The organism is Pseudomonas sp. v388 (assembly GCF_003935425.1).
Taxonomy (GTDB): Bacteria; Pseudomonadota; Gammaproteobacteria; order Pseudomonadales; family Pseudomonadaceae; genus Aquipseudomonas.
The window spans coordinates 189,178-204,428 of record NZ_RHQN01000002.1 but is presented as its reverse complement, the minus strand read 5'-3'; the positions used below and the strand labels follow the sequence as shown (position 1 = coordinate 204,428).

Annotated in this window: 14 protein-coding genes; 10 read left to right on the top strand and 4 right to left on the bottom strand. The window is 61.9% G+C overall.

The features are described from left to right. Window positions 1-205 precede the first annotated feature (205 nt). Both EGJ27_RS05080 and EGJ27_RS05075 read left to right on the top strand, forming a co-directional pair. Complete coding sequence (locus EGJ27_RS05080; protein WP_125829642.1) at window positions 206-1,699, top strand: aldehyde dehydrogenase; 1,494 nt, start codon at window positions 206-208, stop codon at window positions 1,697-1,699. A gap of 155 nt (window positions 1,700-1,854) precedes the next feature. Further along, a complete protein-coding gene (locus EGJ27_RS05075) occupies window positions 1,855-3,000 on the top strand; it encodes an MFS transporter (protein ID WP_125829641.1) in 1,146 nt (381 codons plus the stop codon). Window positions 3,001-3,153: 153 nt separating this feature from the next. Here EGJ27_RS05075 and EGJ27_RS05070 read toward each other — a convergent pair whose 3' ends face one another. Together EGJ27_RS05070 and EGJ27_RS05065 are read right to left on the bottom strand one after the other, a co-directional pair. After that, the gene (locus EGJ27_RS05070) at window positions 3,154-4,734 is read right to left on the bottom strand and encodes a phospholipase D family protein (protein ID WP_125829640.1); all 1,581 of its coding nucleotides are present in this window, start codon (window positions 4,732-4,734) and stop codon (window positions 3,154-3,156) included. 69 nt (window positions 4,735-4,803) lie between these two features. Further along, on the bottom strand, window positions 4,804-6,231 hold the full coding sequence (locus tag EGJ27_RS05065; protein ID WP_125829639.1) for a PLP-dependent aminotransferase family protein: 1,428 nt from the start codon (window positions 6,229-6,231) through the stop codon (window positions 4,804-4,806). 173 nt (window positions 6,232-6,404) lie between these two features. On the opposite strand from EGJ27_RS05065, the gene EGJ27_RS05060 reads away from it, so the two are divergent. Then, on the top strand, window positions 6,405-6,659 hold the full coding sequence (locus EGJ27_RS05060; RefSeq protein WP_125829638.1) for a DUF1127 domain-containing protein: 255 nt from the start codon (window positions 6,405-6,407) through the stop codon (window positions 6,657-6,659). A 3-nt stretch (window positions 6,660-6,662) separates the two neighbouring features. Here the strand turns inward: EGJ27_RS05060 and EGJ27_RS05055 are convergent, their stop codons facing one another. Further along, window positions 6,663-7,961, bottom strand: a complete 1,299-nt coding sequence (locus EGJ27_RS05055; RefSeq protein ID WP_125829637.1) for an FAD-binding oxidoreductase — start codon at window positions 7,959-7,961, stop codon at window positions 6,663-6,665. A 108-nt stretch (window positions 7,962-8,069) separates the two neighbouring features. Here EGJ27_RS05055 and EGJ27_RS05050 point away from each other — a divergent pair, with 108 nt between their 5' ends. Next, window positions 8,070-8,423, top strand: a complete 354-nt coding sequence (locus EGJ27_RS05050) for a YkgJ family cysteine cluster protein (RefSeq protein WP_125829636.1) — start codon at window positions 8,070-8,072, stop codon at window positions 8,421-8,423. A 6-nt stretch (window positions 8,424-8,429) separates the two neighbouring features. Here the strand turns inward: EGJ27_RS05050 and EGJ27_RS05045 are convergent, their stop codons facing one another. Continuing rightward, the gene (locus EGJ27_RS05045) at window positions 8,430-8,918 is read right to left on the bottom strand and encodes an Lrp/AsnC ligand binding domain-containing protein (protein ID WP_125829635.1); all 489 of its coding nucleotides are present in this window, start codon (window positions 8,916-8,918) and stop codon (window positions 8,430-8,432) included. A 157-nt stretch (window positions 8,919-9,075) separates the two neighbouring features. Between EGJ27_RS05045 and dadA the strand changes: the two genes are divergently transcribed. The 6 genes from dadA to EGJ27_RS05015 all read left to right on the top strand — a co-directional run bounded on the left by dadA (window position 9,076) and on the right by EGJ27_RS05015 (window position 15,178). Beyond that, on the top strand, window positions 9,076-10,377 hold the full coding sequence (gene dadA, locus EGJ27_RS05040; protein ID WP_125829634.1) for a D-amino acid dehydrogenase: 1,302 nt from the start codon (window positions 9,076-9,078) through the stop codon (window positions 10,375-10,377). Continuing rightward, window positions 10,349-10,702: a RidA family protein gene (locus tag EGJ27_RS05035; protein WP_125829633.1), complete on the top strand. Its 354-nt coding sequence runs from the start codon at window positions 10,349-10,351 to the stop codon at window positions 10,700-10,702. Before dadA ends, EGJ27_RS05035 begins: the two co-directional genes overlap by 29 nt. A gap of 69 nt (window positions 10,703-10,771) precedes the next feature. Continuing rightward, the gene (gene alr / locus EGJ27_RS05030) at window positions 10,772-11,845 is read left to right on the top strand and encodes an alanine racemase (protein WP_125829632.1); all 1,074 of its coding nucleotides are present in this window, start codon (window positions 10,772-10,774) and stop codon (window positions 11,843-11,845) included. Between the two features lie 121 nt (window positions 11,846-11,966). Then, window positions 11,967-12,515, top strand: coding sequence for a cupin domain-containing protein (locus tag EGJ27_RS05025; protein ID WP_125829631.1), 549 nt, complete (start codon window positions 11,967-11,969; stop codon window positions 12,513-12,515). Between the two features lie 180 nt (window positions 12,516-12,695). Beyond that, window positions 12,696-13,118, top strand: a complete 423-nt coding sequence (locus EGJ27_RS05020) for a cytochrome c5 family protein (protein ID WP_125829630.1) — start codon at window positions 12,696-12,698, stop codon at window positions 13,116-13,118. 128 nt (window positions 13,119-13,246) lie between these two features. Next, window positions 13,247-15,178, top strand: coding sequence for an acetyl-CoA hydrolase/transferase C-terminal domain-containing protein (locus EGJ27_RS05015; protein ID WP_125829629.1), 1,932 nt, complete (start codon window positions 13,247-13,249; stop codon window positions 15,176-15,178). Window positions 15,179-15,251 lie beyond the last annotated feature (73 nt).

The following is a 15,251-nucleotide window of genomic DNA, read 5'->3' as shown; positions in this document are numbered from 1 at the left end:
TGCAGCGCTGACAAGTCCGCCCTGCAGCTTGAACCGGCCTGGCGAGCCTGTCGTTGAATAAAATCAACAAGCGCGCCGTAAATCGGCTATTTCTGTCAAATATATTGGCATCGCCAGACCGCTGGTTTAGGGTGGCTCATACCTTGGGCTGTGCTTGTCTTTATGTTCTACAGCCGTAGCCATTTCATCAAGAGGAGGAATTCGCATGACCACCCTGACTCGTGCCGACTGGGAACAACGTGCCCAGGATTTGAAGATCGAAGGCCGCGCCTTCATCGATGGTGAGTACACCGCCGCAGCCTCCGGCGAGACGTTCGATTGCCTGAGCCCGGTCGATGGCCGGATGCTTGCCAAGGTCGCCAGCTGCGAAGCCGCCGACGCTCAACGCGCGATTGAAAGTGCTCGTCGTGCATTCGATTCCGGTGCATGGTCACGAGCCGCGCCGGCCAAACGCAAGGCGACCATGATCCGCTTCGCCGGTCTGCTCAAGCAGAATGCCGAAGAACTGGCCCTGCTGGAAACGCTGGATATGGGCAAGCCGATCAGCGACTCGTTCAATATCGATGTGCCCGGCGCTGCCGGCGCCTTGAGCTGGAGCGGTGAAGCGATCGATAAAATCTACGATGAAGTCGCTGCCACGCCTCACGACCAGTTGGGTCTGGTGACCCGCGAGCCGGTTGGCGTCGTGGCGGCCATCGTGCCGTGGAACTTCCCGCTGATGATGGCCTGCTGGAAGCTTGGTCCGGCGTTGTCGACCGGCAACTCCGTGATCCTCAAGCCTTCGGAAAAATCACCGCTGACCGCCATCCGTATTGCGCAACTGGCCATCGAGGCCGGTATTCCGGCCGGCGTACTGAACGTCCTGCCTGGCTACGGGCATACCGTGGGCAAGGCACTGGCGCTGCATATGGATGTGGACACCGTGGTGTTCACCGGTTCGACCAGGATCGCCAAGCAACTGATGGTCTACTCGGGCGAATCCAATATGAAGCGCGTCTGGCTGGAAGCCGGCGGCAAGAGCCCGAACATCGTGTTTGCCGACGCTCCGGACCTGCAGGCAGCGGCTGAAGCGGCCGCCAGTGCGATTGCCTTCAACCAGGGCGAGGTCTGCACCGCCGGTTCGCGACTGCTGGTGGAGCGCTCGATCAAGGACCGTTTCCTGCCGCTGGTCGTCGAGGCTCTCAAGGGCTGGAAACCCGGCAACCCGCTGGACCCGGCCACCAACGTCGGCGCGCTGGTCGATACCCAGCAGATGAACACCGTGCTGTCGTACATCGAAGCGGGTCATGCAGACGGCGCCAAGCTGGTTACTGGCGGCAAGCGCATTCTGGAAGAAACCGGCGGCACCTATGTCGAGCCGACGATTTTCGACGGCGTGACCAACGCCATGAAAATCGCCCAGGAAGAGATCTTCGGCCCGGTGTTGTCGGTGCTGACCTTCGACACTGCCGAAGAAGCCATCAATATCGCCAACGATACGCAGTATGGTCTGGCTGCCGCGGTATGGACGGCTGATCTGTCCAAGGCCCATCGCACCGCCAAGGCGTTGCGCGCAGGCAGCGTGTGGGTCAATCAGTACGACGGTGGCGACATGACTGCGCCATTCGGTGGTTTCAAGCAATCGGGCAACGGCCGCGACAAGTCGCTGCATGCCTTCGACAAGTACACCGAACTGAAAGCCACCTGGATCAAGCTGTAAGCTTCATCCCCTCCGACGACGCCCATGCCTGCCATGGGCGCGCTGCACCCGATGCCTGGCGAGCGACTCGTCAGGCATCGCGGATCGTCTGCCGTTCGCTCAGGAACGGCGCGGTCCTTTCTTCGCTGCACAACCGTGGTTAACAGGATTCGCACATGCGTTGGGGTACATATTTCGCCGTTCTGGCATCGGTACTGAGTATCGGCCTGGCGCTGGGCGTCAGTATGCCGCTGGTGTCCCTGCGCCTCGAAGGCTGGGGCTACAACGCGTTCGCCATCGGAGTCATGGCGGCCATGCCGGCCATCGGTGTGCTGGTGGGCGCAAGCCTGGCGAGCCGACTGGCAGCGCGCTTCGGCACGGCCAACCTGATGCGCTGGTGCATGTGGGCCGGTGGCTTCTCGGTCGCGCTGCTGGCCTTGTTGCCGCACTATCCGGTCTGGCTGCTTTTGCGGCTGATGCTCGGGGTGATTCTCACCATCGTGTTCGTCCTGGGGGAAAGCTGGATCAATCAGTTGGTGATCGAGCGGCTGCGCGGTCGGTTGGTGGCGCTGTATGGCAGCACCTATGCCCTGAGCCAGTTGTCCGGGCCGCTGTTACTCGGCGTGATCGGCACCGAGGCCGATTACGGCTTCTGGATCGGTGTTGCGCTGCTCACGATTTCACCCTTGCTGTTGCTGGGCCGAACCGGCGCGCCCGCCGCCGACGCCTGTCGCGTCACGTTCAAGGACTTGCTCGGATTCTGCCGGACCACTCCGGCCATCGCCTGGGCGGTCGCACTGTTCGCCGCGTTCGAGGCGCTGATTCTGACGCTTCTGCCGATTTACAGCTTGCGCCAGGGCTTCAGCCCGGAAATCGCGCTGATCATGGTCAGTACGGTGGTGGTCGGCGACGCCTGCCTGCAATTGCCCATCGGCATGCTCGCCGACCGGATTTCCCGGCGCACGTTGTTCTCCGGCTGTGCTGCGGCCTTGCTGGTGTCGAGCCTGCTGGTGCCGTTGCTGGTGCATACCGTGCTGATCTGGCCGTTGTGGGTAGTGTTCGGCGCCAGCGCGGGCGGATTGTTCACCTTGTCGCTGATATTGATCGGCGAGCGCTACCGTGACGACTCGCTGGTGCGCGCCAACGCCCATGTCGCGCAGTTGTGGGGCATCGGCTGTTTGCTCGGGCCGTTGGCTGCGGGAGCGGGCAGTCAGTGGGTCAGCGGGCACGCGTTGCCACTGCTGATGGCGGCCGGGGCTTTCGGGCTGGTGATCCTGACGTTTCGGCGCGACGCTTTCGGAGCGCAGGTCGCGCAGGCCTGAGCTCGGCGTGCGCAGTGCAGCCGATGCCTCCGCACGCCCCCTTCGCGAGCAAGCTCGCTCCTCCAGGTCTGGGGCGTGTATCGATCTGGTAGGCGCCAGCTTGCTGGCAAAGGCTGAAGTGCACCGCTCCGGCCTGTTCGCGTGCACGCTCGTTTAAAGCATGCGCTCCAGACCCACGACCTTGCTGAACCACGCATTGACCCGCCGCCACAGGTCGCCCGGCTCGGTATGCAGGGTGTGGATGCGGCCGTTGTCCTCGGTCACCCACACCACCTTGCCGTCTTCCAGCTTCGCTTCGTAGCTCAAGGCCGGCGCCATGCCCTGCAAGGTCAGCTCGCGCAGTTGCTCGGCCAGTTTCGGGCTATCGACCAGCACGCCGACCTCGGTGTTCCACAGCACTGAGCGCGGGTCGAAATTGAACGAGCCGACGAAGATCTTGCGCCTGTCGAACACCATGGCCTTGCTGTGCAGGCTTGAATCGGAGCTGGCGATGGAGTGGCTTTCCTTGAACAGGCGCGGCCCACTGCCGCTGAACGTCTCGGTGTCACCCGGCTGGCGGCGCAGCTCGAAGAGCCTGACGCCGTGCTCCAGCAGCGCCTTGCGATACGGCGCGTAGCCGCCATGCACGGCCGGGACGTCGGTGGCTTCCAGCGAGTTGGTCAACAGGCTCACTTCCACGCCGGCATCGGCACGCCCGGTGAGATACAGCAGCCCGGCTTCGCCCGGCACGAAATAGGCGGAGATCAGCATCAACTCCTTGCGGGTATTGATCAGCTCTGGCGCCAGCTGGGTGGTCAACAACAGATGCGGATCGGGATCACCCTGAGCCAGCACCTTGGTGGGCGCGTCCCACAATGCCTGGTTCCAGGCCCAGTCCAGCTCATTGAGCCAGACCTTGAGGCGCGGCTCGGTCTTGTAGGCCATCAGTTGGTCGTACAGCGCTTTGTGCTGCCGCTGGGCCTGCTCAAGGGATATGTCCAGCTTGCGGCGTGCTTCGGCCAGGTCCTTGACGGTCGGCAGGAAGTACATGAAATCGGCGATCGGCTTGCTCAGCGTGCTGTTCCAGTACTGGTCGAAGCTGTGACCCAACTGCTCGGCCACGGGGCCGACGCTGAGCATATCGATGTCGGTGAAGTTCAGATTGGGTTCGGCGTCGAAGTATTCGTCGCCCAGGTTTCGCCCGCCGACGATGGCGACGCTGTTATCGGCCAGCCACAATTTGTTGTGCATGCGCCGATGCTGACGCGACAGATTCAGCAAGCGGCCGACGCTGCGAGTAACACCGGTTTCACGCCCCAGGTTCTGCGGGTTGAACAGGCGAATCTCGATATTGGGATGCGCGGCGAGGGTCGCAATGACCTGGTCCAGCCCATCGCTGGTAGTGTCGTCGAGCAAAACCCGCACCCGCACGCCACGATCCGCCGCCTTGAGCAGCTCGTCGATCAGCGCCCGGGTGCTGAGGCCGTCGTGAACGATGTAGTACTGCAAGTCCAGACTGCTTTTGGCATTGCGGATCAGCTCGGCTCGAGCCTTGAAGGCATCGCTGCTGTCAGGCAGCAGGCGAAAGCCCGAACGCCCTTCGTGGGGCAACGCCATGTTCTGGATCGAGCGGCCGAAGGCCGATGCCGACGGCGCGGTGGCCTGGCTGGGATGGCTGTCAATGCCGACATGGGCACAACCGCTGACGCACAGGGCAATCAGCAGGCAAAAGGGCAAGGCCCATGATGTGTTCAAATGGATTTTCCGTGTCTGAGTCAGGCAGGGCAGGGCATGCGATAGGACACTGGAAATTGGGAAAAATTTTCAGACCGGGTCCGTTTCAGCCAGCAGGCGCGCAATGGCAGCGCCCACTTTACGCACACCGTCTTCGATTTCAGGGGTCGGCTTGGCCGCGTAGTTCATGCGCAGGCAGTTCCGGTATTTGCCCGACGCCGAGAAAATGCTGCCGACCGCCACCTGTACGCCCTGGTCGAGCAAGGCGCGATTCAGGCGCAGGGTGTCGAAGCCTTCGGCCAGCTCGATCCAGATCATGAAGCCGCCTTGAGGGCGGCTGGCCCGCGTGCCTTGCGGGAAGTACCGCATGACCCAGTCGATCATCTGGTCGCGGCCGCGCTGGTATTGGGTGCGCATGCGGCGCAGGTGCGGTTCATAGTGACCGCCCTTGAGAAAATCGGCGATCGCCAGCTGCGGTTGCGGCGCGGTTGATCCGGTGCCGATGTACTTCATGTGCAGCACCTGTTCCAGATAGCGACCCGGCGCGACCCAGCCGACGCGAAGGCCGGGTGCGAGGGTCTTGGAAAACGAACTGCAGAGCAGCACCCGGCCATCTTCGTCGAATGACTTGATGGTGCGCGGCCGCGGGTAGTTGTAAGCCAGATCGCCGTACACATCATCCTCGATGATTGCGACATCGAAACGCTGCGCCAGAGTCAGCAAGCCGCGTTTGCGCGCCTCGGGCATCACGTAGCCCAGCGGGTTGTTGCAACTGGGTGTGAGCTGGATCACCTTGATCGGCCACTGCTCCAGCGCCAGCTCCAGGGCTTCGAGACTGATACCCGTGATCGGGTCAGTGGGAATTTCCAGCGCCTTCATGCCCAGACCCTTGAGCGTTTGCATGGCTCCGAAAAAGCTCGGGGAGTCGACTGCAACGATATCTCCGGGTGAACACAGGGCACGCACGCAGGCCGAGAGGGCTTCGTGGCAACCGCTGGTGACCAGCACGTCGTCCGCAGTGAGGTTACAGCCCGAGTCGAGCATCAGTCGGGCAATCTGTTCGCGAAGTGTATGGACGCCACTGATGTTGTCGTAATACAGACCCGGCATATCCTGGTGCCGACTCAGTTGGCTCAAGGAGCGCATGAGCGGCCTGAGGGTCGGGCTGGTGACGTCGGGCATGCCGCGCCCAAGCTGCGTGACGGCTTCGGCGGGCGATACGCGGATCAGGTCGAGCACTTGATCCCATTGGGAGATATCCACAGGCCGTTGCATCGGTCGCCCGACCACGGGAAGCGCTGGCGCCTGCCGGGCGGCGGATACGAAATAGCCGGACTTGGGCTTCGGTGTCGCCAGCCCGCTGTCTTCCAGCACCCGGTACGCTTGCTGCACGGTGCTCAGACTCACACCATGCTCGACGCTCAGTGCCCGCACCGACGGCAGGCGGTCACCGGGGCGATAGAAGCCGTTCTCGATGCGTGAGCCGAGCAGCTCGGCAAGGTTGACGTAGAGCGTCATGGCGTACTCATCAGGGCCCAAGGAAGAGGAAGCAATACAGATGCGCCCAAAATATAACATTCAGTCGGTTTTACAAACCTTCTGTATGGAAAATTAAGTTGGGCTTTGAATCTGTAATGGTTTTACTCCTCGCGTCATCATGCATCACATTGGACGTGACGGAGAGACAGATCATGAACGGGGTTACCGAAGTACAGTTGACACTGCAAGGCAGGGCACGCGAACAGGACGATCGTCGCCCGCACACGGCCATCGAGGTCAAATCGTCGGCCGCAACGCCGGCAGGCATGAGTCGCTGGGCGCTGTACCGCCACCGCATCACTTCACGGCGCGCCCTGCTGGAGCTGACCGATGCCGAGCTGCGCGACATCGGGCTGGATTTCCGTCAGGCCCGGATCGAGGCGATGAAGCCCTTCTGGCGCGACTGAGCCTCAGCGCAGCTCTTTAAGGCGGTGCCAGAGCATGCCCAGCGCCAGCAACGGCGAGCGCAGGTGCTTGCCGCCTGGAAAGGTCATGTGCGGCACCTTGGCGAACAGTTCGAAACCATCGCTGTGCTGACCGGCGATGGCTTCGCCCAGCAGCTGTCCGGCCAGGTGGGTCGCATTCAGTCCATGCCCGGAGTAAGCCTGGGCATAGAACACGTTGGGCTGGTGCTTGAGCCGACCGATCTGCGGCAGGCGGTTGGCGCCGATGCCGATCATGCCGCCCCATTGATAATCGATGCGCACACCGGCCAATTGCGGAAAGACGTCCAGCATCTTGGGCTGCATATAGCCTGCGATATCCCGAGGATCGCGGCCTGAGTAATGGCAGGCACCGCCGAACAACAGGCGACGGTCGCTGGAAAGGCGGTAGTAATCCACCGTCACACGCTGATCGCAGACCGCCATGTCCTGCGGCAGCAGCTGCCTGGCCTGCTCTTCGCTCAGGGGTTCTGTGGCGATGATGTAACTGCCGGCGGGCAATACTTTGCCGCCGATTTCCGGGTTCAGGTCATTCAGATAAGCATTGCAGCCCAGCACCAGGGTCTGCGCCTGCACAGTCCCCTGACCGGTGTGCACTTTTACCTGCGGCCCGTAGTCGATGCGGGTCACCGCCGAATGTTCGAACACCTGAACGCCGAGCGAGGCCGCCAGTGCAGCCTCGCCAAGCGCCAGATTCAACGGATGCAGATGCCCGGAGCCCATATCGATCAGGCCGCCGGCGTAGCGATCCGATCCCACCACGCTGTGCATGTTGTCGGCTTGCACCAGTTTCAGCTCATGTCGATAGCCCAGTTCGCGCAACTCGTCGGCGTCTGCGGCCAGGCCGTCCAATTCGCGTGGTTTGTTCGCCAGGTCGCAGTAGCCCCATTTGAGGTCGCACTCGATTGCATGCTGCTCAACCCGCCGGCGCACGATCTCCACGGCCTCAAGTCCCATCAGCTTGAGTTGACGCACGCCGTCCTGGCCGATGACCGAGGCGAAACGCTCGACGCCATGCCCGACACCTCGGATAAGCTGGCCGCCATTGCGCCCGCTGGCGCCCCAACCGATCCTGCGCGCCTCCAGCAACGCGACGCTCAGGCCGCGCTCGGCCAGTTCGATGGCAGTGTTCAGCCCGGAAAACCCGCCGCCCACCACGCATACGTCCACTTTCAACTCGCCTTGCAGCGCAGGGTAATCCGGCTGCGGATGGCTGCTGGCGGCGTAGTAGGAAGCGGCATGCTGGTCGAGCGCGCGGGAAGTCATGGGGTGTCCTGTTGGCGGGAAATACACAATCGACAGGGAGGATAAGCCGCTGTCACCGGCCTGCCAACTGAGGCAGAATCGCCGCACAGCGTTCAGGTGGTCGATTCAATGAGTTGCAACAGTGAGAAAATCCGCGATCTGCGCCGGCAGATCCCATCGTTCGAGTGTGTGCCGGGTTGTCATGACTGCTGCGGGCCGGTCACCACCTCTTCCGAAGAAATGTCTCGCCTGCCGCGCAAGACCGCCGCTGAACAGGAAGCAGCTCTCAACGAGCTCAACTGCGTTCATCTTGGCCCGCAGGGTTGCACCGTTTATGCAGAACGCCCGCTGATCTGTCGCCTGTTCGGTACGACCAGCTCCTTGCCCTGCCCGAACGGCCGGCGCCCTGCAGAGTTGATTCACCCAGCGGTCGAAAAGCAGGTGCATGCCTTTATCGCATCTACCCGACAAGTGCTGGTCTGAGACAGCCTACTCGGCAATCGGCAGGTTCAGGCTCTCCTTCACTTCTTCCATCACGATATAGCTCTTTGACTCGCGCACGTGCGGCAGCTTGAGCAGGATATCGCCCAACAGCTTGCGGTACGAGGCCATCTCGGAAATGCGCGCCTTGACCAGGTAATCGAAATCCCCCGACACCAGGTGGCACTCCAGAACGTGAGGCAGCTTGAGCACTGCGCGGCGAAATTCCTCGAAGGTGTCGCCGGACTTGTAGTCCAGGCTGATCTCCACGAATACCAGCAGACTGGCCTTGAGGCTTTGCGGATTAAGGCGTGCGTTGTAGCCCATGATGATGCCTTCGCGCTCCAGCCTGCGGACCCGTTCGGTGCACGGTGTGGTCGAGAGGCCGACCCGTTCGCCCAGTTCGGTGAAGGAAATGCGCCCGTCGACTTGCAGAATGCGCAGGATATTGCGGTCGATCTTGTCCAGCTCACGTTTTGACTGGTGTTGGGTACGCACAGTCCAGATCCTCTCTGACAAAGCATTCTTTACCGGTAATTAGCCCTGAATATACGCAGTTATATGGTGAGAAACACTGCTCGATGCTTCATATACTGCGCACATCCTTGCTTAAAACTTCAAAACGTCAGCGGATATCCGCGATGAGGTCATCGACATGCGCGTTCTGGTCCTTGGTAGTGGTGTGATCGGCACAACGAGTGCCTATTATCTGGCCCGAGCGGGTTTTGAAGTCACTGTGGTCGATCGCCAGCCGGCTGCGGCCATGGAAACCAGTTTTGCCAACGCCGGCCAAGTGTCACCCGGTTATGCCTCGCCCTGGGCTGCACCGGGCGTTCCGCTCAAGGCCATCAAATGGCTGCTGCAACGCCATGCGCCCCTGGCGATCAAGGCCACCGCCGATATCGATCAATACCTGTGGATGGCGCAGATGCTGCGCAACTGCACCGCCAGCCGCTATGCGATCAATAAAGAACGCATGGTGCGACTCTCCGAATACAGTCGCGACTGCCTCGACGAACTGTGCGCCGAAACCGGCATCGCCTATGAAGGCCGCAAGCTGGGCACCACTCAGCTGTTCCGCACTCAGGCGCAACTGGACAATGCCGCCAAGGACATCGCCGTACTCGAACAGTCCGGCGTGCCTTACGAACTGCTGGATCGCGCGGGCATTGCGCGGGTCGAACCGGCGCTGGCCGGTGTGACCAATATTCTCAGCGGCGCGCTGCGCCTGCCCAATGACCAGACGGGCGACTGCCAGTTGTTCACCACGCGCCTGGCGGAAATGGCCATCAAGCTGGGCGTCGAGTTCCGCTACGGACAGAACATCGAACGCCTCGATCATGCAGGCGACCGTATCAATGGCGTGTGGATCGACGGCAAGCTGGAAACCGCCGACCGCTACGTGCTGGCGCTGGGCAGCTACTCGCCGCAACTGCTCAAGCCGCTGGGCATCAAGGCGCCGGTGTACCCGCTCAAAGGCTATTCGCTGACGGTGCCGATCACCGATGGCGACATGGCGCCCACCTCGACCATTCTCGACGAGACCTACAAAGTCGCCATTACCCGTTTCGACAACCGCATCCGGGTCGGCGGCATGGCGGAAATCGCCGGTTTCGACCTGTCGCTCAACCCGCGTCGGCGTGAAACGCTGGAGATGATCGTCAACGACCTCTATCCTCAGGGCGGCGACCTGTCCCAGGCCAGTTTCTGGACCGGGCTGCGTCCCACTACGCCGGATGGCACGCCGATCGTGGGGGCGACATCGTTGCGCAATCTGTTCCTCAACACCGGGCATGGAACGCTTGGCTGGACGATGGCGTGCGGTTCCGGTCGATTGCTGGCCGATGTGATGGCCCGTAACAAACCCCAGATCAGCACCGAAGGCCTCGATATCTCTCGCTATGGCAGTACCAAGGAGAATGAAAAGCATGGGAATCCAGCGCCAGCTCACCAATGAGCGCATGAGTCAGATCGTCGTCCACAATGGCACCGTCTATCTGGCGGGCCAGGTCGGCGATGATCTGGATACGGGGATCGAGCAACAGACGCAGCAGACACTGGACAATATCGAGCGCTTGCTCGACCTGGCCGGAACCGACAAGAACCGGATCCTGTCTGTCACCATTTATCTGAAGGACATCGACGCCCATTTCGCAGGCATGAACAGCGTGTGGGACAAATGGCTGCCCAAGGGCGTTGCCCCGGCGCGGGCGACCGTCGAAGCCAAGCTGTGCGAGCCGCAGATTCTGGTCGAACTGTCCGTCACTGCGGCACTGCCGTAACGTTTTTCCTTGGCCCGGCGACCACCCTCGGCGTCGGGCTTTTTTTAATTTCCTGAGCAAGAACCTCCCATGCGTCCAGCCCGCGCCGTCATCGATCTGCAAGCCCTGCGTCACAACTACCGCCTGGCCCGCGAAAACACCGGCGCCAAGGCCCTTGCGGTGGTCAAGGCCGACGCCTACGGGCACGGCGCGGTGCGTGTCGCCCAGGCGCTGGAAGACGAAGCCAACGGGTTTGCCGTCGCTTGCATCGAAGAAGCGCTGGAGCTGCGCGCCGCCGGCATACGCGCACCGATCCTGTTGCTGGAAGGCTTTTTCGAAGCCGCAGAGCTGGCACTGATCGTCGAGCACGACCTGTGGTCCGTGGTGCATTCGACGTGGCAGCTGCATGCCATCGAACAGGCCGCGATCAGCCGACCGCTGGGCGTCTGGCTCAAGCTCGACACGGGCATGCACCGCGTTGGTTTTCAGCCAGGCGAATATCGGACCGCCTATCAGCGCCTGACGGCCAGCGGCAAGGTTGCCGACGTCGTGCTGATGAGCCACTTCGCCCGTGCCGACGAACTGGACAACCCCCGCAGCGACGAACAGCTCGCGGTATTCCGGGCGGCCAGCGAAGGCCTGGCGGGCGAAACCAGCCTGCGCAATTCCCCGGCCGTGCTGGGCTGGCCGAATATTCCAAGCGACTGGGTACGCCCCGGCATCATGCTTTACGGCGCCACGCCTTTTGACCGGCCACACCCCTTGGCCGACCAGCTGCAACCGGTAATGACCCTGGAATCGAAGATCATCAGCGTCAGCGAATTGCCGGCCAGTGAGCCGGTCGGCTACGGCGCGACATTCGTCACGTCCGGCAGCACACGCTTGGGCATCGTTGCCATGGGTTATGCCGACGGCTATCCGCGCCAGGCACCTACCGGTACGCCGGTATTCGTCGATGGCCAGCCAAGCCGGCTGCTGGGGCGCGTCTCCATGGACATGCTGTGCGTCGACCTGTCGCATCTGCCGCAGGCCGGGCTGGGCAGCAGCGTCGAGCTATGGGGCCGCAATGTGTTGGCGAGCGAAGTCGCGAACCATGCCGGAACCATCCCTTACCAGATCTTCTGCAACCTGCACCGCGTACCGCGCAGCTATACCGGCAGCTGAACCGTCCATCGGCCAACCCCTGACAGACCGGCCGGAAGTCGAAGTGTTGTAAATACTGAACGCTGTTGCCATGATGGCGTTCTACTCGACTTGACCGTAAAAACAACAGGGGAATACCGCATTGGACGTCGGTGACCGACTGCAATCGATCCGCAAGCTCAAGGGCCTGTCCCAGCGAGAACTCGCCAAGCGCGCAGGCGTGACCAACAGCACCATCTCCATGATCGAAAAAAACAGTGTCAGCCCGTCGATCAGCTCCCTGCGCAAGGTGCTCAGCGGCATTCCGATGTCCATGGTCGAGTTCTTCTCCGAAGAACTGGAGCCGGAAAATCCCACCCAGGTGGTCTACAAGGCCAGCGAACTGATCGATATCTCCGACGGTGCCGTCACCATGAAGCTGGTGGGCAAGTCGCATCCAAGCCGCGCCATCGCGTTTCTCACCGAAACCTACCCGCCCGGCGCCGATACCGGCGAAGAAATGCTTGCGCACGAAGGCGAGGAAACCGGAATTCTCGTCGAGGGACGCCTGGAACTGGTCGTCGGTCAGGAGAGTTACATCCTGGAAGTCGGCGACAGCTACTATTTCGAAAGCACCAGGCCGCACCGCTTCCGCAATCCGTTCGACGTTCCGGCGCGACTAATCAGCGCAGCTACACCGGCCAATTTCTGAGAAGAAGCGCGCAAACGCCTGTTTACACGGGGTGGCAAGCCAGACATCGGCAGCGTCGTACAACGACGCAATAACCCTTATTGCTGTAGGGGTGTTCCGGGGTCACAGGCTTGTCGCTATAATTCGCCCGCCTGGCAAACCGTGGCCGTGGGCGTGATTAGTCACCATGAGGGTGTAAGCGTGAACCTGATAAACAAGATCCTGGCAGTCGCTGCTTTGCTGGCTTTTTGGGCATTCAACGCTCAGGCGGCGCCCAACGATGACATTGCCAAGCGGCTCGAACCTGTCGGCCAAGTCTGCGTTCAAGGCAAGGAATGCCCGGGTATGGAGGTGGTCGCCACGACTGGCGGCGGCGCAGCCAAGTCTCCGGACGATGTCATCGCCAAGCATTGCACCGCCTGCCACACCGCCGGGCTGCTCGGCGCACCCAAGATCGGCGATGCCGCCGCGTGGGGCGAGCGGGCCAAGAAGGAAGGCGGCATTGACGGCCTGCTGGCCAAGGCCATTACCGGCATCAATGCCATGCCGCCCAAAGGCACCTGCGGCGACTGCACCGATAGCGACCTCAAGGGCGCCATCGAGAAGATGTCGGGCATCAAGTAGGTTTTCAGGCGCGCAAGCCGCCGATGGTCGTCCAGCCTTCGGCGGCTTTTTTATGCGCGCAGGGTTTGCAGCAATTCGGCGCGTCACTCGGTCCAACCTCCATTCGATAATCAATCCGGAGAGCCGGGATGCCGCAGTCCTGTTCCATTGAGCAAGCCGTCGATCATGTTCTCGCGCAGCTACCCGAGCATATTCACCTCGGCATGCCCTTGGGGCTGGGCAAGCCCAACCGCTTCGTCAACGCGCTGTTCGAGCGCATCCGCCAGCTGCCCGACAGGCGCCTGACCATCTATACCGCCTTGAGCCTTGGCCGGCCGACCTCCGGCGAAGGTCTGCAAGGGCGCTTTCTGGAACCGTTCCTGGAACGCATCTTCGGCGACTACCCGGAACTCGATTACCTCGCGGCCCTGCGCCGCGACAGGCTTGCGGCCAACATCAGCGTGCAGCATTTCTTCATGCAGCCGGGCAGCCTGCTGGGCAGTGACAGCGCGCAGCAGGAGTACGTCAGCAGCAACTACAGCCATGCGGCCCGGGACATCAACGCCGGCGGTCTGAACCTGGTCGCCCAGCTGGTCGCCCGAGACGAGCGCTACCCCGGCAAGCTGAGCCTGAGCTGCAACCCGGACGTCACCCTCGATCTGCTACCGATGATCGCCAGGCGCCGGGCGGCGGGGGAAACCATCCTCATGCTCGGCCAGGTTCATACCCAACTGCCGTACATGCCGGGTGACGCCGAACTCGACGTCGACGCCTTCGACCTGCTGCTGGACGAAGATGAACACAGCACACTGTTTTCCACGCCCAACATGCCGGTCGGTTATCAGGATCACCTGATCGGCCTGCATGCCAGCACGCTGGTGCGCGACGGCGGCACCCTGCAGATCGGCATTGGCTCGATGGGCGACGCACTGACCGCAGCGCTACTGGCGCGTCAGGCCGACAACGAGACTTATCGCGCCTTGTTGGGCGAGTTGAACATGAGCAACTGGCAGACGCTGATCGACCGCGAAGGCGGCATGCAGCCGTTTGCCGCCGGCCTGTACGGTTGCAGCGAAATGTTCGTCAACGGCCTGCTGGTACTGGCCGACGCCGGCATTCTGCGGCGCAAGGTGTATGCCGATGCCGAACTGCAAAAGCTGGCCAACCTGGGCACGCTGGATGAACAGACGCATCCCGACGGCGTCGTGGTCCATGGCGGCTTCTTTCTCGGCCCGCAAAGTTTCTACGAGCGTCTGCGGGAATTGCCGATGGAGCGTCGGGCACAGTTCAACATGACGGCCATCAGCTTCATCAACGAGCTTTATGGCGACGAGCATCTCAAGCGCTTGCAACGCCGTGACGCGCGATTCATCAACAGCGCCTTCACCGTGACGCTGATGGGTGCGGCGGTGGCCGACCAGCTCGAAGACGGGCGAGTGCTCAGCGGCGTGGGCGGGCAATACAATTTCGTCGCCCAGGCCCATGCGCTGGAGGATGCCCGTTCGATTCTGATCCTGCGCAGCTGGCGCGAATCGGGCGGCGAGGTCAGCTCCAACATCGTCTGGAATTATGGACATACCACCATTCCCCGGCACCTGCGCGACATCGTGGTCACCGAATACGGCATCGCCGATTTGCGCGGGCAGACCGACGCCACGGTCATCGAGCGCATTCTCAACATCACCGACTCACGTTTCCAGGGTGGGCTGATCGAACAGGCGCAGAAAGCCGGTAAATTGCCCAAGGACTTCCAGCTCGACCCGCGCTTTCTGGACAACACGCCGCAGCGCTTGCAGAACATCGCCGCCGGCTACCCGTCCCTGTTCACCGAGTATCCATTGGGGTGCGATTTCACCGCGCAGGAGCGCGACCTGTTGCGCGCGCTGAACTGGCTCAAGAGCAAACTCAAGCTCACTGAAATCCTCGAACTGGGCAAAGCCACCCTCGACGCACCAGAACCCGACGCCTACGCCGAGCATCTACAGCGCATGCAGCTCGACCAGCCACAAGGCCTGCGCGAAGAGCTGTATCAACGCCTGCTGCTGGCCGGGCTGCATCATTCCCAAGGCCGAGAACTGTAGGAGCGGACTTGTCTGCGAAAGGCAGTACACCCAAAGCAGATGCATCGCCTGAAAGGTGCATTCGCGGACAAGT